This is a genomic window from Acidithiobacillus sp. (assembly GCF_023256195.1).
GTDB lineage: Bacteria > Pseudomonadota > Gammaproteobacteria > Acidithiobacillales > Acidithiobacillaceae > Acidithiobacillus_A.
Window position 1 is genome coordinate 1 of sequence record NZ_JAGDWX010000015.1, and the last position, 15,447, is coordinate 15,447.

Below are 15,447 nucleotides of genomic sequence, written 5' to 3' on the forward strand. Positions count from 1 at the left end.
CTCAGCCAAGCGGATCGCCAAGCCTTTGCTAATGCGCTAGATCGGTTGCTGGCGCGTGGGTGATGTGGCTTACTTAGCGCACTGTGAGGTGTTTCGGGTGGGAACAGTGGGCGCTTTGCAGCAAAAGCGGCGGTTCGCACAGTGTTATATACCAAGCCAGATTTTTATGAGACCAGACAACGGAGGGAGCGCGCTCAGCTAGGAAACGCGTGAAACGCGCTTGATGATATCGCTTCGTCAGGAAATCCATTCTCTTGCTTTACACTTCGCAAGCCGTCTTCAAGAGAGACGATTGGGTCGACAAGATTTTTTCTCATACGACTAATATCCGCCTGAGAGCGACGAATATCGCCATCCACACTCGGAACCCAATGAATCTCAGCAGGCCTGTCGTTCATGGCAATGAGCGTCTCAGCCAAGTGTAGAATCGTGCAGGTCTGCCCACCAGCTACATTGACAACACCATCCACGGATTTGGTCAACGCAACCAAATTGGCTCTCGCCACATCCGAGACGTGAATGAAGTCCCGTTCCTGCAAGCCATCCCCGCGTACAGTCAACGGCACCCCACGACGTAACTGGTCGATGAAACGGGAGATCACTCCACTGTAGGGGGAATTGGGATCTTGGCGTGGCCCATAAACATTGAAATAACGCAGACCGAGCTGCGAAAGCCCGTACATCCTGCCGTAGAGCTCGGCGTAGAGCTCATTGCTGTATTTTTCTAAGCCGTAGGGGGAGATGGGACGAATGGGACCGTATTCGTGCAGGGGCAAAATCTCAGGATCCCCATAGACCGCCGCCGACGAGGCATAGACCACCCGTGCACCCCGTTTGCGAGCCGCTTCCAGAACACGCACAAAGCCGACAATATTCTGTTCACAGGAGTAAACGGGATTCTCGACGCTGCGTTGTACCGAGACTTGGGCAGCGAGGTGGAGGACCGCTCGCACATTGTCGAAAGCGGGCTCCAGCCGATTCGAATCCTCCACGCTTCCGGCGATAACCTCCAGACGAGGGGCACCATCGGGTAGGTTCTCTCGGCGTCCCGTCGAAAAATTATCCAGTACCCGTACTTGGTAACCCTCCTGCAGTAGCAAATCGACGGTGTGGGACCCAATGAAGCCGGCTCCCCCGATCACCAGAATCACGCCCGCATCATTTTTCATATCCATCCTTATCTCACTCGCACAAACGTCAGATAATCAATTCTTCTCAAATCCCGGGCCAATAGGTATAACCCAAGAACATCGGCCACAAAGAGTGCGCCAAGAAATCCCAGACCGTAAAAGAAGGGGCCAAGCAACAAGGTCACCCAAGTAAAGAAAAAATTTCCGAGCAAGAAAATCATGGCGAGCAGGACACTGCGGCCACGCAGATCCAGGTAGAAATACACATTCAACAAGCTCATCAGGAGCAACTGCAGACTTACGCCGATAACATCAAATTGGAAAATCCGCGCGTAACTTTCGGAGTACCCCAAGAGGGCAAGCAAAGGTTGGGTGAACGCAAAGGCCAGCAACACGGTGATCCCTTGAGTCTTGGCAATATCCCAAAGCCCAGCGCGGGTAGCGAGGATCATGCCCAGCTTGGCGCTGCGCAATTCTCCATAGGTTCCGCCCTCGACAATGGCGCGATTATAGGCGTCGTAGGCCTCGACGAAATCGGTTTCCAATCGGAACAAAAAGACCGCTAAACCAGGAACGATCAAGAGGTAGCTCAGGAATATGGGGACGTCGTAAATTGGGGAGGCGCGCAACGGCCCGATGACCGCCGCGCTGGTGCTGGGGTAAAACCAGAACCAGAACTTGTCGACCCAGACTGCTAGATTGAAGGCCGCCCCCACCAGAGATAGCGACCAGAACAGACGATTAGCTTGGCGTTCTGGCCACTGTAGAAAGCCGGGGAATTGCCGCATGACCAGGATCCCGAGGCCGAGCAGCAGGACCAGTTGACCGATAGTGAAGGCTAAAAGGTAGCCATCTAATCCGTACTGTCGGCCCAAGGGCAGACCTAGACCGACCACCAGGGTATACGCCAACAAATACCCGATCACGAGCGCTTTGTAGTCTTTCAGGCTGGTTCCCATGATGGTCAGTACCCATACCCCACAGAGTTCGACGAAGGCGACCCCCATGAGGATTTGGTAAAGAGTGGGCGTTCCGCCAAAGAAGAAAAATAATACGGCCGCTGCAAAAAGGGCACCGGGGAGAGTTGCCACTACCACCATAGTGAGCAGAATGGTCACCACGGAACGCTTTTGACGCGCGAACAACATATCGGCAATATAGCGGGTAAATAATAGTTGTAAGGGACCGGTAAAAATCAAAGATACCGAAATTAGATAGGTGACCGACACCTGAAACTGGATGATCGGGCCGTGCGCGGGGGGAGCGCCAACGGCAAGAAATCCCAGGAGGAGGATACCAAAGATAGAAAGCAACCAAGGCCCCGAAGAAACCAGGCCGGCATAGCCATAAGCCTCAGCCATGGCGAGGTAGCTCTTACGCTGCAGAATACGTCGCAACTCGAAACCGATGCCGGCCATATCTACTCCGTCAACGCCTGGGTGAAGAGTTGTCGATACTGGCCAAACATTTGCTCTTCCCGATACTGGCTTTCTACCCGGGCAATGGCGTTTTGACTGCAACGATCCCAACGCTCCTCGTCGTCGAGGAGCGCAATGATCGCACTGGCCAGGGCCTTGGGATCGGCAATGGGGACAATGATTCCGGCGGGTCGCTCTCCTTCCGCAGATGTATCCCCATAGAGCAGCTGCCGGCAGGAACCAACATCGGTGGACACGACGGGCACACCGGCGGCAAAACTCTCCAGCACCGAAAGGGGCAATCCCTCGCTAATGGAGCTGAGAATCGTGAGCCGTACCGCGGCCAACACCTCCACCACCGAGCGAAAACCGAGAAAACGCAAGCTCTCCTGCAGACCGAGATGCGCCGCCAAAACCTGACATTCGGCGAAGTACTCTTCGTCTTCCTCCGTTGGTCCCACAACCCAACACTGTGTTGCCCGTCCCTGTTGCCGTAGTAGCGCAGCAGCCCGAATGAAGGTCTTGATGTCTTTGATGGGTACCACGCGCCCAATCAGCGCGATCACATCCTGTCTCTCAGAAAATGGCCGCCGTGCTGGCACCAAGGTCTCCACACCAATACCGTTAGGAATGGTGCGCAGTTTTTCTTGCGGCGCGCCACCTGCCAACTGCAAAGGAATCACTCCGGTGTATAAATTGACGATGTGCCGAGCCTGTTGATAAGCAAGTCTGCCGAGAAATTCAAAAAAATGGATCCAGAGTTGACGTAAGTAATGAATTTGTCCTGGTCGACGCAGAAATTCTTCATCCTCCTGGATCCAGCGAGCCATGAGAAGATCGATACGGCGCTCCTTGGTATAGATACCATGCTCAGAAATGATCAATGGCCGATTTTGGCGAGCCGCCAAGAGCGCTCCTAAATAGCCCGCATAGCCCGTTGATGGAGAAAGAAAGATTTTTGCCCGCGGCGCCGCCTGCAAAGCGGACTGCAAATACCACAAGGGCGTGTGCATACCGCGTATCGTCCAGAAATAATCGACAAAGGGAGGTTGATCGGGAATTTCGGCATACCGCTGCAAAAAATAATCCCAGATAGCGGGTGAATGGAGAAATTCTGCGTGGCTGACGCCAAAATTCTCGGCCAGACCATAGTTCTCCAGCGGGCAGACTTCACCCTGCAAACAGGCTCGCATCTGTACGTGGGCGTGGTGCAGCTGTTCTACATCCAGCCTAAGTTTGCCTGGGCTAACCGCAGGTGGTTGATTGCCCTCGTCATACAGAAAATATTCGGCAAAATAATTGACATTCTCCGGTAGCGCATACGGCTGGCTGCGGCCGTAGTCGGTTTTTGCACTACCAAGAAAAATAATGCCGAAAAGATATTCTGGGAAACCCTCTATGATGCGCTTGACCCAGGACGAAACGCCACCACGCACGTAGGGAAAGGTGCCCTCCAATAGCAGCAAGATATCCGTAGAGTTCGCCTCTTTGCGATCCATCAGGAAACCTTCCCTTGCCAGAAGCGGTACGAAGACCCGTAGCGTGGGGAAATCGAAAGTTCCGGATGGTGGCGATACACCTCTCGTACGGCACGCAAATCCCGACGCAGATAGTGTGCAGCAGCCTGATGGGGAGCGAGGATTGCCGTATCTACTCCTTCCTGCTGGGCAGCGTCGAAATATCTGAGGGCCGCATCGGGCTGCCCGTCTTCCAAGGCTCGGAGACCCAAGAGTAAGGGCGGGGCTTCCAGTGCATTTTCCTTGTCTGCGGAACGATCCGCGGTGCTGACACCGTCAAGGCGGACCTTCGGCTCTGCCACTTCCTGTGATACGGAATGTTCGATATTCCAACGCAACCAAGCCAGATACTCCCGCAACCTTCGGGACAAGGGGCCCGTGGGCTGGGCGGCGATGCGTCGCTGCAGGTCGACGAGCATTTCGGTATCTTCCTGCTCGCGCTGGTCCAGAGCGGCGTAGGCCAGAAGGCGAACCTCTTCGGCCTCATCGCGCAGGGCGCTGCGCAGCAGGCGCAGTTGCTTCGCAAAACGAGAACTCATGACCTGCGACAGAGCCTCTACCCGTTGCTGGGTATCTCGCGCTCCTTGCAAGCGAGCGGTAATGGCACCGGGAGCGACTGGCGATGGTCGCAAACGAAAATCCCTAGCCGGGGGCGGTAAGAGAATGGGTTCCACCTCGGCTTCGTGGATTCGCTGCGCCACGGAGCGCAAAGCAAAGGCATAGACCAGGGTCAAGACCGCACCGATGAAGGGCAGTGCCAAACACAGCAGGGCAAAGAGGAGTGCGGCCAGACGCCGGCCCTTGCGGTCGACGACGGGCACCAGGTAGCTAGCCAGGAGAATCGCCAGCACCGAGATCAGTAGATCGCTCAGAAGCCAGCGCATCATGGACACCACTCCAACCAGCGTGCGAGCTGTTCTGCAGCAGGTCGAGCATCGACCGGAACAAAGTCGGCGCGCAAAAAGGCGGTTTCCCAAAGGTTCGCACAGCATTTCAGCAGTTCTGCCTCCACCCTTGCTCGTTGCCCTTCGGCGGCGCTGGTGCCGGCAAAGGGCAGCAAGAATAGAACCAAGAGATGCCCTTCACCCTCATGGACCCAGAAGATATCCAGGCCGCGGCGCAGATTCTGAATGCGGCGAACGATCTCCTGGGCCTCTCGACCGGCGCGAAACAGATAACGCTGACAAGTGCCGACCTCCGGCACGATCGCCGCGAGGCTGCGTAATTGCAAAAAATCTGCAGCAAAATCGACCGGGCAATCCGGCCAACGGGACAAGATCTCCTCGGCACCTCGGCGCGCATCCCGATAGTTGCACAGATATTGAAAGAAGACCTCGATGATCTTCATGCTTTCGAAGGTGATAGCAAAAAAGCTCATGTCTTCGATGCAGAGCAGATCGCGGTCCTGTCCCTGCCCGCCGTGGATATGCACACTCAAGTAATGGTGAATGCGCTCCAGTTCCAGCTCTGCCAGTTGCTGACTACGCCCTTCGGCCAGGGCGGCGCGGGCTACCGGATCGGCGCCATCCCATTCCACTACAGGTCCCAGGGCGGCCAGTCGGCGCGGCCGAAACTCCCCTGCCTCCCAACGGTACCAAGAGGCCACCTGTACGCCGGCCAACTGATTGAGAAAGTAAAGAATCTTTTCAAGCACCGGCGCGTCGAAGCCGCCTGGTCGCTGACGCAGATCGTCGCGCAATTCCTGCAAGGCACTCCGCACGGAAACGGGCTGATATAGTAAGCTTTGTTCCAGACGATCCAGAGAGGTACGGGTTACGTAGAGATCATCGGCCAGCTGACGCAGGCGGGTAGCGGTGATTTCCTCCTGCAAGGCGCGCCCGGCCTCACGCCGCGCCCAGTGGGAGGCGTACTCGGCGGCGATGAGGGTTACCAATAGGGTGCCGGCGGCATCGGGGAGCAAAATATCCCTCGGATAGGGATGCCACAGGTTGGCTGCGGCAAGAGTCAAGGTAGCCAGGGCTCCCGGCAGGAATTCGTAGCGCAGGGCGATGAGCAAGGGCACGAGCAACAGCCAAGGAAAGGGTTGCTGCAGTAGCAACGGATCCTGCGGCACCAGAAAATGGGTGAGCAGCAGGGCCAATACTGGCAAGAGGATCGCCTCCAGCCAGCCTTCGCCACGCCGCGGGATCGCTGTCAGCACCCTCATGCTCAGCGCGCCAGAGCCCGATCCAAGAGGCGCTGGATCAGGCGTTGGGCAATGCCGCCGGTACCGCCACGCCCGAGGCTGCCGCCGTGGGCACTGCCAACACCGCTCCACACCACTCGATCGTTGGCCACATCTACCACCCACAGGGTCATGGCGACTTCGGGTTCGGCGTTGATACCGGCACGGTAGGTCCACTCATCCACACTTCCTGCCAGGGCGTAACGGGCGCCATTACTGCGCGCCGCCGCCAGAGCACTGGCGTACTCCTGCTTCCAGTTGCCACCGAGCAGATCCTGGGTGCGGGTATCGATCGGCAGCGTACCGACCACGCGTTGCCCATCACTTTGCAGAATTCCGGCGGCCAAGGCGGCGGCGCGGGCATTGGCCATGGGTGTTTCGGTGTTGTTGGCAAAAGGTAGCACAGCCCACGCCACATCCCGCACCTTGGGCAAGGGTTTCGCCGTGCGCAGGTCCATACCGGCACAGCCCGAAAGCAGCACCAAAAATCCTACCGAAACCAGCAGCGATCGCCATCTCATCGTCACGACTCCCTCTGTTCAAAAATAAAAGCGGTATCCCATCTTGAAAATCTGTTGATTGATGGCCAGACCATTGCCCCCCTGCCCCTGGGAAAAGCCAATGCGCAAACGATCGGGCCCAAAAACCGGTGTACTGACCCCCGTATCGAGCTGGTACTGAATACCGTAGCGGGTATTGTCGTAGACACTTACTGCTAGGTACGGTGTCCAATTGCTGTCGATGGCGCGCTCCCACTGCCCCCACTGCAGCCTCACACCAACATCGCCATAACTCCCGGGCAGTACGGAGTCGATGTTGCGCGCGCTTGGCGCGAGGGTTTGTGCGACGACACCTTCGATCTGGCTGTTGCGATGTAGATCGTGATAGTCGACGAAGGGTCCCAGCTGCAGCTCCCATGGGCCCAGGCCATGACGCCATGACAACGACGCCTCGCCAAAAAGATCGGAGCCCAGATCGACCCCGTCTTGGCCTTGGTATTGCCGCCAGCCAGCGCCAACTCCCGCCATCCACGAACCCAGCTGCTGCGTCAATTGCCATTCGATGCGGTTGGACATGCCCGCCACAGCCAGGGCTGGACTTTGCAGGCTGCGATCGTGGTAGGCCAAAGTGCCGGTAAGGCTCCGCGTTGCCGACCATTGCCAGCGGCCCTGGAGGTTCAGGGTCAGGTTATTACGCACTCCTTGGTAACTGCCGATGAGCCCTTGGATGTCCCAGTCGGGATGCTGCCAGTACAGACCAATCGCCTGACGCTGACTCCAGCCCGGCACAGATAATAACTGTGCCGAACTCGACGCCGACTGGCGCAAGGCGTCGGCATCAAGCTGTATCCCCCAAGCATTACCGAGGGCGAGGCGACCGCGTAGGTGCGGACCAATCTGGCTCAGGCCATTGAAACTCTGCCAAGAGCCCGAGAGGTCCGCATAGCTTGCACTTTTGCGCACGGCCTGCAGATATTCCCGCCGCAGACGCCAATCGTAAGGATTTATCTCCATCGCCGCCAAGGCGTCCTTGCGCCCCTGGGCGTATTGTCCCAGATCCATTTGCGCCTGCAGACGATCGCGTACCGGTAGGCGCTCCGGATGTTGCAGCAACTTCGCCATTTCTTGCCCATCGTGACGGTGCAGGGCCAGGCTCAGCTTTGCCCAATCGGGTGTGGGTTGCGGATTGTTCTGGATGAGGACTTGTGCCAGTCCCCAGTAGCCCTGGGCCAAGGCCCAGGAGATGGCGGGCAAATAGTCGCCACGTTTTGCCTCCGCAAAGAGCACACGACGAGTAGCATCACCAAGACTGGGCGAAGACGATAGGCTATCGGCCAAAGTACGTAGTGGATCGTTGGCAAAGGGCGATACCGCCGAAGGCGTCGGCACGTCCGCCGCCCTTTCGATGGCGGTCGAGGAAATCGGGGCATCCGCCGAGACCGGGCCGACTGGCGTCGGATCGGTGGTCGATTCCGCGGCCAATACGCCGGGGGCGTAGCACAGCACGCCCAATCCAGAAACCAGAAAAAAACCATAATACTCGCGCCGGCTCATGGCTGCGCTCTCGACTGCCTGCGCTCCAGCTCCTCATAACTCCGCCAGGCAGCCACGCGACGCTGCGACCAAGCCAAGCCTGGGCTACCGCTTTCTGCCCAGAGACCCGCCTGCTGCAGGAGTGCCTGCGGCGTGTCGTTCTGCGCCGTGCTTTTGCTCCCATACACGTAGAGTGCTGCACGATACTGCCCAATGCGCTCCAACACACTGGCGACAGCGTCCCGCAGCCCCGGTGCCGGGTGTAAGGTATCGCCCACCAAAAGAGCGCGTAAGGCTGCAATGCGATCATGGTCGATGAGCATCCATAGCAGATTGCTCTGCGCTATTTCGTCTTCGGGGTTGAGGCGCAAGACCTCGGCGTAAGCGCGACCGGCACGATCGTAATCCCCCTGGGAGCTTGCCCATTGCCCCACGGCCATCCAGTACGCGGGATAGTTGCGGATACCATCGGGGTCTTTGGGTGGGATCTCTTGCAGCAGGGTGCCGAGTTTATGCCACTCCTGTGCGACGCCGGCGTAGTAGACGGCCTCAAAGTAGAAAAGCGGTAGGTGGTAGCGATGCCAGCCTTGCTCCGCGACATGCATGGCCGCCCGGGCGTTTTCCTTCCCGCTCAGCAGGACCAAGCGTTGCAGATCGTACTGGCTGGCAGCTCCGAGTAAATACAAGGTTTTCTCTGCCGCAAAGGCGGCTCGGTCGTTGTGTATTTCCCAGGCGAGCAAGGCATAGAGCTGCCAGAAGGGGACATCGTCAAGATTTGCCGAGGCGCGCGCCTGCTCAAGGGCCTGAAAGGCAAGACGATAGTTACCCTGCATCGACAACAGTCGCGCCTCTTCCACCGCAAGGTGCGGAGTCGATCCGTAGAGTTGCACGCTGCGCTGCAGAGCCGCCAGGCTCTGGTGCACCTGTCCCAGTTGGTAGCTGAGGTATGCTTTTTGTTCGAGAAGATAGCGACGCGGGCCGCCGCGCCGTAGGGCAGCATCGATATCGGCCAAGGCTTTATCGGGCTCTCCCAACTCGCCGTAGGCAAAAATCAGCGCCTTCCAATCGGTGTCACCGAGGGTACCGGCGCGAGCAGCGGGGCTGAGAAGCTGGACCACCAGATCCGGGCGCGACAAGCCCACCGCGAGGGTAACGGCCTGGCGGGTGGCCGCTGCGTCCCCATGTTGGGCGAGCCAAGTCCATTGGGTCAAGGCCTGATCCCGCTGTCCCAGCCACAAAGAGACCTGGATCAGTCGCTGGCGCCATCGGCGATCCTCTGGACGTTGCAGAACCGCTGTATACGCTAAGCGATAGGCCTCCTGCAAGCGATGGGTCTCTAAAAAGGCGCGGTAAGCCAGATCATAAAGCTGGGCGGAGTACGCACTGGGGAAGGGTTGCACCGCAATGGGCGGCTTGTACCAAGAAGGAGAAACGCCGCCCTGGTCCAGATATGCCATGCCCTTGCCCGTCTTCTGACTCTGCTGCAGATCCGCCGCAAAGGCATTGGCATCTTTTTTGTGCTTCAGGTAGTTGGCTCGCCACTGGGCGTCCTCGGCGGCGAGGCTTCCAGGTGCCTTCCACCAATCTTGTGGAACGCTGGGACTGGCGTGCGCCAGTACCGGTAAACAGAGCCAGCAGAGTATAGTGGTCGCTCGCTTCATGAGGATTTCCCTGCCTGTTCTGGTCGCAGGAGCTCGCTATGCAGCCATTGTGCCGCCAAAGCCGGCTGCCCCGCTGCCATGGCGAGTCGGGACATGAAGAGGACCACTTGGCGATCCTGCCAAAGCTCCGGCCTGCGGGCGAGCAGTACCTGGCAACGAGTCAGGGCAACGGCGGCACCTGCTCCACCCTGCAGCCACTGCCCGCCCTGAAAAAGGAGGGCTTTCTGCCGCGCCGGATCGGGGGTTTTCGCCGCCAGATCGAGCAAGATCTGTCCCGCTGCAGCGGCATCTCCGCCAGCCGCCAAAGCCTTGGCCGCCTGCCACTGGCCCTGCATGGAAAAGCTTGGATCGGCTTTGGCGGCTGCAATCCAAAACTTGGCGCTCAGTCGGTACGCGCCGACGGCAAAGGCATCTTTGGCCAATGAGCGCAGTTCTGGGGGCGTCCAGCCCCCAAGCTGCAGCAGGCCATCCAGCAAGGGAAGCAGTCCGGCCTCCGCTCGCTGACGTGCTGGCGACTGGGGAGGGATGGCGAGGGCCTGGGTGCGGGCAATCCGCCACTGGAGCAGCTTCGCCTGACGATAGAGGGGATTTTTCGGATTCTTCAGAATGGGAGCGAGCTGCTCTTCGGCCGCGCGGTACTGCCCACTCTGCAGCATCAAGGCCGCACTCTGGATTTGCGCGCGGGCATCACCGGCGGACTCGCTGAAGGCCAGGCGCCCATGCCAGCCATACTGCCAAGCTACCGCGAAAATTACGGCAACGACCAGCACGCCGAACAAAAGAAGGCTTGCCGGTCGAAAGAGGCGCATACGCACCTCGACATCGGGCTCAGGGGCAATGGACATCAATGCGAGCATGGTGCGCAGGACTCTGCACTTGGCCGGAACCAGTCACGGTAGCGGCTTTGCCATTGACACGGACTTGGCAGGCCTGGACATTGGCGAGTTGTAGCTGCAACGGCACGGTACCGAGCAACCGCGCAGAAAAGCCATGGTTATTCTGCTGGTAGTCGGCAATGGCCGCATTGGCGCTTACGATAAATGGTTCTTTTGGCGGCGTGGACTGCAGGGCAAGATATACGGAATCCTGGCCGTCCATGTGTACATACCAGCGACCGTTGGGTGTGGCATCATAGCCGGCTATTCCCTGGCTCTTGTGCAGGTCGGGATAACCCAGCTCTTTGGGCATCCGCAATTCTTGCAGGGCCTGGGCGCCACCAATCCAAAAACCATCTCCCTGACGAGCTATGCGTATGGTAAAGAAGTTGTTGGCGATCTTCGCGTAATCGGCGACGAAAACAGGGGTAATGGATTGCTTCAGCACCCAGTCGTAGACCTTTTCCAGCGCAGAGAGAGACGCGAGCTTTGTCGCTGTATACCAGTGGGTATAGATATCGATGGGCTTCAACCGATGCGGCTTATTGGTCATCTCGAAGGTTTGAATGACATTGATGTACCCCCAATAAGGGCCGTGCCACTGGTTGGTGAAGTAGTCTTCATTGGCATCGGGGGCAAAGACCTGCAACCATTTGCCGCGGAAAATGCCGATGGGCGGAACAGCGGTAATGCTGGGGTCTTTCTTGCTGATGTAACTGGCACCGCCATTGATGTTTTCCAGCCCCGCTTGGTAGGCCAAGCCTACCACCTGGGCGTCGGGTTCGCAGTCACCCGACCATTGATCGATCACCACCTGCTTGCCCGGTGGCGCCAAATGCTTGTCGATCCATTTGGCCGCTCCCACCGCCTCCATATACGGGCTGAACTTGTACCCCGGTACTGGCAGATTGATACCCGGGAAATTCTTTCCCGCCTCGATAGCAGGCCAGTTGAAGGGGTGCGACCACATGTGCGAGCCAATCTCGACATAGGGCAAACGGAAAATCTCACGAGCCACTTGGGTACCCAAGGGCGCAAGGGCGGGATAGAGCCCGCGATCTCCCGGCAAGAGGTCGCCAACGATGATGGAACCGGTGAAAGGCAGCTGGTATTTTTTGAGAATCCGGTCCATGTAGACCTGACCGGCAATATGATAAGGGGGGAAGTCAGCGCGGCTCACAAAACCATCGCCATCGGTGTGGGCCATAAAGAGACGCCGACCACTCTCGGTGGTGGTATCCGGCACGGGCATCTCGGGCAGACGAAACGCTTTCCGATAGAGGGTGAAGGGGTCAATCAGCCAACGAGTATCTTTGTTGGGCAGGGTCGTGATGATATACGGACTGAGCGCGTAGCCGCCCCAAGGCGTAATGGCCGCGGCATCTTCGCGGGCACCACTGCTATCTTGCAGTTGCAGCCACACCTGGCTCCCTGCCGGGGCTTTGGTAGCGAGAAAGTCTCGCGGGTTCGGGGTGATGGACATCTCGTAGTTCATTGGCGTCGCAGCGTGCAAGAGACGCACGGACGCCGTGTCAACGGAGCTGGGCGCGGCCATCCCCAACGCCTGAAATGCCTTGGCGTCGAGGTCGTTTTGGAAATCTCCCAGCAGCAGGATGGGAATTCCCTGCGCCTTGGCTGCAAGGATCCAGTTGGAAAGCGCGGCGACATCATCCACCGGGTCTCCGTCGCTCCAGAAGATAACCCCCGCATATTCCCCCGGAACTGGGGCGGGCGGCATACCTTGGGACAGACGCCGGAATTCCGGGATGTAGCCAAGATATTCCAGAGGCATGACGCCGTTAGCGAAGGGGGTGCTGTACTGTTCTGGCTGGGTGCTGTTGTAGAGAATCAGCACCTTACGCGGCATGGGCTCGCGTAGCCCAGCGCCAACTGCCGTGAGTTCGGGATTGCTGACATAGGGAATGAAACCCGCTTGGCGGATCCGTTCTGCATCTTCCCACCAACCCTTCCGGTTCAGGGACGTCGGCATATAATCGACGACGATCACTGGTAGCCCATAGCCCTGCGCTTTGTGTAGCTCCCGTACCAAGGCCGTGCGCTCCGCCTCCGGGACTTGAGTATAACGGTGATCTGCCTGACTCCAACTCTGATACAAGGACTCCGCCAGCACTCCAACAAGATCCTGATGGATCTGCGGGAGCACCGCAAAGCCGCGATTGGCGATGAGCTTGGCATTGGGATGTGCGGCCTTGATGGCCTGAATCAGGTCCACCAGCCCCTGTTCTTGCGCGCCGCGCGCTGCACCCTGGGTAACGGACTCATACGAATCCAGGGTATCGAGAAAAAATCCGCGGTAGCCCTGTGCCCAGATGGGGTCGACTACCTGCTGCAGCAAATACGTTCGGCAACTGGCCTTGGCCAAATCGATGATCTTACCGCCCCAATGGGGATTGCTACCCAAAACACAGTCGGTTGGCAACTGTGCATAGCGGGAGTCACCGGGGACCGTCTCACCGACACTGACATAGGAAAAGACTTGCTGTCCGGGAAAATCGCTGGGCAGACGCTGCTCGCCCGGATTGACGATGAGCCAGTCGAAGTCGTGAAAGGCCACCGGAACCGGCCCCGAACCATAGTAGAGGCCGACACTGGGCAGCGCATTCTGGGGTGCCGCCCAGAGCAAGGGCGTCCAAGAACAAAGCACCAAGATTGTCAAAAGAGAAAGCCAACGCCGTGTGATCAATGCCAACCCTCGTATATCTTCAAAAGGACATGCAGACCCTAAACGACGTTTTCTCATAAATCGCACTAGAAATAGCGGCAGATTTCAACCAAACCCAAGTCTGCTAACAGCCTGTCCCGGCCACAGCCGAGCCTATCCATCAGAGAATACCCCAACTTAACGTCTGTCTCCAGTCTGATTCAGCCGCATCACGCGGTCTCGGCCCGGCGGCCATTCGTTCATAGCGCCTCATGGACCTCTGGCAATCGAATCTCTCCCACCATGAAAGTAGCCGCAGCACCCGTGAGAGTGACGTGATCAAGTGCAACACCACAATGAATTTCACCGCCACGCTGAGAAATCTGCCGCGCATTGAGCATGGTTTTCCCCAGTCTTTTTGCCCAATACGGGGCAAGTGCGGTGTAGGCCGAGCCAGTAACAGGGTCTTCGGGAACCCCGACTTTCGGTCCAAAGAATCGTGCGACAAAATCGCAGTCTTTTCCCGGGGCGGTAATGACCACACCGCGCAGATCCAGGCCCAGCAACACAGTCATATCGGGATGGATAGCGCGAATCTGCGCTTCGTCGCGAAAAAGCACGACATAGTCGTCGCCCGCCAGCACCGCGAGAGGCTTTTGCCCTAATGCATTTTCCATCAACGGGAGCGTTTCTACTAGATGCAGGGGCCGAAGCGGGAAATCCATGGAAATCCGGCCTTCAGGCATTTTTTTGACCCGCAATATGCCACTACGGGTGTCAAAGGCAATCTCGTCTCCAGGAAATCCGCGTTCCTGAAAGAGCACATGTGCTGTTGCCAAGGTGGCATGGCCGCACAAATCTACTTCAACAGCTGGTGTGAACCAGCGTAAATAGAAGGTACCGGAGCTTTTCGCCGGGACATAAAAGGCGGTCTCGGAGAGGTGGTTTTCTTCTGCAATGGCTTGCATCACTGCCTCGGGAAGCCATTGGTCCAGAGGAACAACGGCCGCCGGATTACCGGAAAAAACCTGACGACTAAAGGCATCGATTTGGTACTGCATCAGCTTCATGGTATTCACCCTTTGAGGAATCGCATCACTTTTACCTCGACCACATAATTGGGATCCATTCGAACAGCCTCTGGAGCCATTACGAAATCCGAAAAGCCAAGCGAACGGTACAGAGCTCGCACCCGCTGGTTTTGCTCCAGAGCGGTCAGATGAGTGTATCGTAAATCATCGATGTCTCGTGTCCGGGAGAGTGCCCCTTGTAACAGCGACTTACCGAAGCCACGGCCAGCCGACTTCTGCGTAACGAACATGCGGAAAAGTGGCGTCTTGTGCCGCAACTTCACACCGCGATCCCGCTCCAAACTGACAATTCCGACCCGTGCATGTTTCTCGAAAACACCCAAGGTGAAGCTGGCTTCCTCTCCTCGCGTGGGAATCCCTGCGGGGACATCGTTTCCTGTGGCCATGCAGAAATATTGTCCATATGGTTGCAAGACATCCCGCCAGAGTAAACTTTAAGCAGCATCGTCATCCTGCCGTAATTCTCGAATGAGGGGTGCACAGATCATTTCTTTGCCCTTATCTGAGCGCGCAAATACGCAGCGTTCTAGACCATACCGACCCTATAACTGAATGGTTGCATGCAAATTCTCTCCCGGTTTTACAACTCAGGACATTAATCAGGTAAGCATTACGCTACGCTTTCATTGCTGATATTGTCAGCAGTCCGATTGGGAAATGATATCTCCAAGACAACACATCTCACATCTGCCTTAAATGGCCCACGAAATTCTCCCGCTGGCCTACTGGCATAGTGTCCCGATTCCAGCCACATATCGAATGCCGCATCGTGGAGACGGCCACTGATAATAAAACACCTCCTCAGGGTATTGGTGTGCCCCCCGAAGCTGTTGTATCGGCATCGGGAAGACACTACGCCAATTTGGTGTATTCGC

The 15,447-nt window shown here is 57.6% G+C and carries 12 protein-coding genes; all 12 read right to left on the reverse strand.

What is annotated here, in order from left to right; all coding sequences use genetic code 11:
- Window positions 1-194: 194 nt before the first annotated feature.
- On the reverse strand, window positions 195-1,169 hold the full coding sequence (locus Q0C23_RS03120; protein ID WP_291510924.1) for an NAD-dependent epimerase/dehydratase family protein: 975 nt from the start codon (window positions 1,167-1,169) through the stop codon (window positions 195-197).
- 8 nt (window positions 1,170-1,177) lie between these two features.
- Window positions 1,178-2,548, reverse strand: a complete 1,371-nt coding sequence (pelG, locus tag Q0C23_RS03125; protein WP_291510925.1) for an exopolysaccharide Pel transporter PelG — start codon at window positions 2,546-2,548, stop codon at window positions 1,178-1,180.
- Window positions 2,549-2,550: 2 nt separating this feature from the next.
- On the reverse strand, window positions 2,551-4,047 hold the full coding sequence (gene pelF / locus Q0C23_RS03130; protein ID WP_291510926.1) for a GT4 family glycosyltransferase PelF: 1,497 nt from the start codon (window positions 4,045-4,047) through the stop codon (window positions 2,551-2,553).
- Window positions 4,047-4,952: a hypothetical protein gene (locus Q0C23_RS03135; protein WP_291510927.1), complete on the reverse strand. Its 906-nt coding sequence runs from the start codon at window positions 4,950-4,952 to the stop codon at window positions 4,047-4,049. Before Q0C23_RS03135 ends, pelF begins: the two co-directional genes overlap by 1 nt.
- Entirely contained in the window at window positions 4,949-6,232 is a 1,284-nt protein-coding gene (locus tag Q0C23_RS03140; protein WP_291510928.1) for a PelD GGDEF domain-containing protein, read from the reverse strand. The genes Q0C23_RS03135 and Q0C23_RS03140 overlap by 4 nt, the downstream gene beginning before the upstream one ends.
- Before the next feature lie 2 nt (window positions 6,233-6,234).
- Window positions 6,235-6,771, reverse strand: a complete 537-nt coding sequence (locus tag Q0C23_RS03145; RefSeq protein ID WP_291510929.1) for a hypothetical protein — start codon at window positions 6,769-6,771, stop codon at window positions 6,235-6,237.
- Window positions 6,772-6,789: 18 nt separating this feature from the next.
- On the reverse strand, window positions 6,790-8,304 hold the full coding sequence (locus Q0C23_RS03150; RefSeq protein ID WP_291510930.1) for a hypothetical protein: 1,515 nt from the start codon (window positions 8,302-8,304) through the stop codon (window positions 6,790-6,792).
- Window positions 8,301-9,944: a tetratricopeptide repeat protein gene (locus Q0C23_RS03155; RefSeq protein WP_291510931.1), complete on the reverse strand. Its 1,644-nt coding sequence runs from the start codon at window positions 9,942-9,944 to the stop codon at window positions 8,301-8,303. The genes Q0C23_RS03150 and Q0C23_RS03155 overlap by 4 nt, the downstream gene beginning before the upstream one ends.
- Entirely contained in the window at window positions 9,941-10,789 is an 849-nt protein-coding gene (locus Q0C23_RS03160) for a hypothetical protein (protein WP_291510932.1), read from the reverse strand. Before Q0C23_RS03160 ends, Q0C23_RS03155 begins: the two co-directional genes overlap by 4 nt.
- Complete coding sequence (locus Q0C23_RS03165) at window positions 10,773-13,484, reverse strand: endo alpha-1,4 polygalactosaminidase (protein ID WP_291510960.1); 2,712 nt, start codon at window positions 13,482-13,484, stop codon at window positions 10,773-10,775. Before Q0C23_RS03165 ends, Q0C23_RS03160 begins: the two co-directional genes overlap by 17 nt.
- Window positions 13,485-13,741: 257 nt before the next feature.
- Window positions 13,742-14,551 (reverse strand): PhzF family phenazine biosynthesis protein, encoded by an 810-nt coding sequence (locus Q0C23_RS03170; RefSeq protein ID WP_291510933.1) that lies wholly within the window; start codon window positions 14,549-14,551, stop codon window positions 13,742-13,744.
- Between the two features lie 5 nt (window positions 14,552-14,556).
- Window positions 14,557-14,958, reverse strand: coding sequence for an N-acetyltransferase (locus tag Q0C23_RS03175; protein ID WP_291510934.1), 402 nt, complete (start codon window positions 14,956-14,958; stop codon window positions 14,557-14,559).
- Between the last annotated feature and the right edge of the window lie 489 nt (window positions 14,959-15,447).

Coding starts and splice junctions, on each gene's coding strand:
- Q0C23_RS03120 (WP_291510924.1), bottom strand. CDS start 1,169: ATGAAAAATGATGCGGGCGTGATTCTGGTGATCGGGGGAGCCGGCTTC.
- pelG (WP_291510925.1), bottom strand. CDS start 2,548: ATGGCCGGCATCGGTTTCGAGTTGCGACGTATTCTGCAGCGTAAGAGC.
- pelF (WP_291510926.1), bottom strand. CDS start 4,047: ATGGATCGCAAAGAGGCGAACTCTACGGATATCTTGCTGCTATTGGAG.
- Q0C23_RS03135 (WP_291510927.1), bottom strand. CDS start 4,952: ATGATGCGCTGGCTTCTGAGCGATCTACTGATCTCGGTGCTGGCGATT.
- Q0C23_RS03140 (WP_291510928.1), bottom strand. CDS start 6,232: ATGAGGGTGCTGACAGCGATCCCGCGGCGTGGCGAAGGCTGGCTGGAG.
- Q0C23_RS03145 (WP_291510929.1), bottom strand. CDS start 6,771: ATGAGATGGCGATCGCTGCTGGTTTCGGTAGGATTTTTGGTGCTGCTT.
- Q0C23_RS03150 (WP_291510930.1), bottom strand. CDS start 8,304: ATGAGCCGGCGCGAGTATTATGGTTTTTTTCTGGTTTCTGGATTGGGC.
- Q0C23_RS03155 (WP_291510931.1), bottom strand. CDS start 9,944: ATGAAGCGAGCGACCACTATACTCTGCTGGCTCTGTTTACCGGTACTG.
- Q0C23_RS03160 (WP_291510932.1), bottom strand. CDS start 10,789: ATGTCCATTGCCCCTGAGCCCGATGTCGAGGTGCGTATGCGCCTCTTT.
- Q0C23_RS03170 (WP_291510933.1), bottom strand. CDS start 14,551: ATGAAGCTGATGCAGTACCAAATCGATGCCTTTAGTCGTCAGGTTTTT.
- Q0C23_RS03175 (WP_291510934.1), bottom strand. CDS start 14,958: ATGGCCACAGGAAACGATGTCCCCGCAGGGATTCCCACGCGAGGAGAG.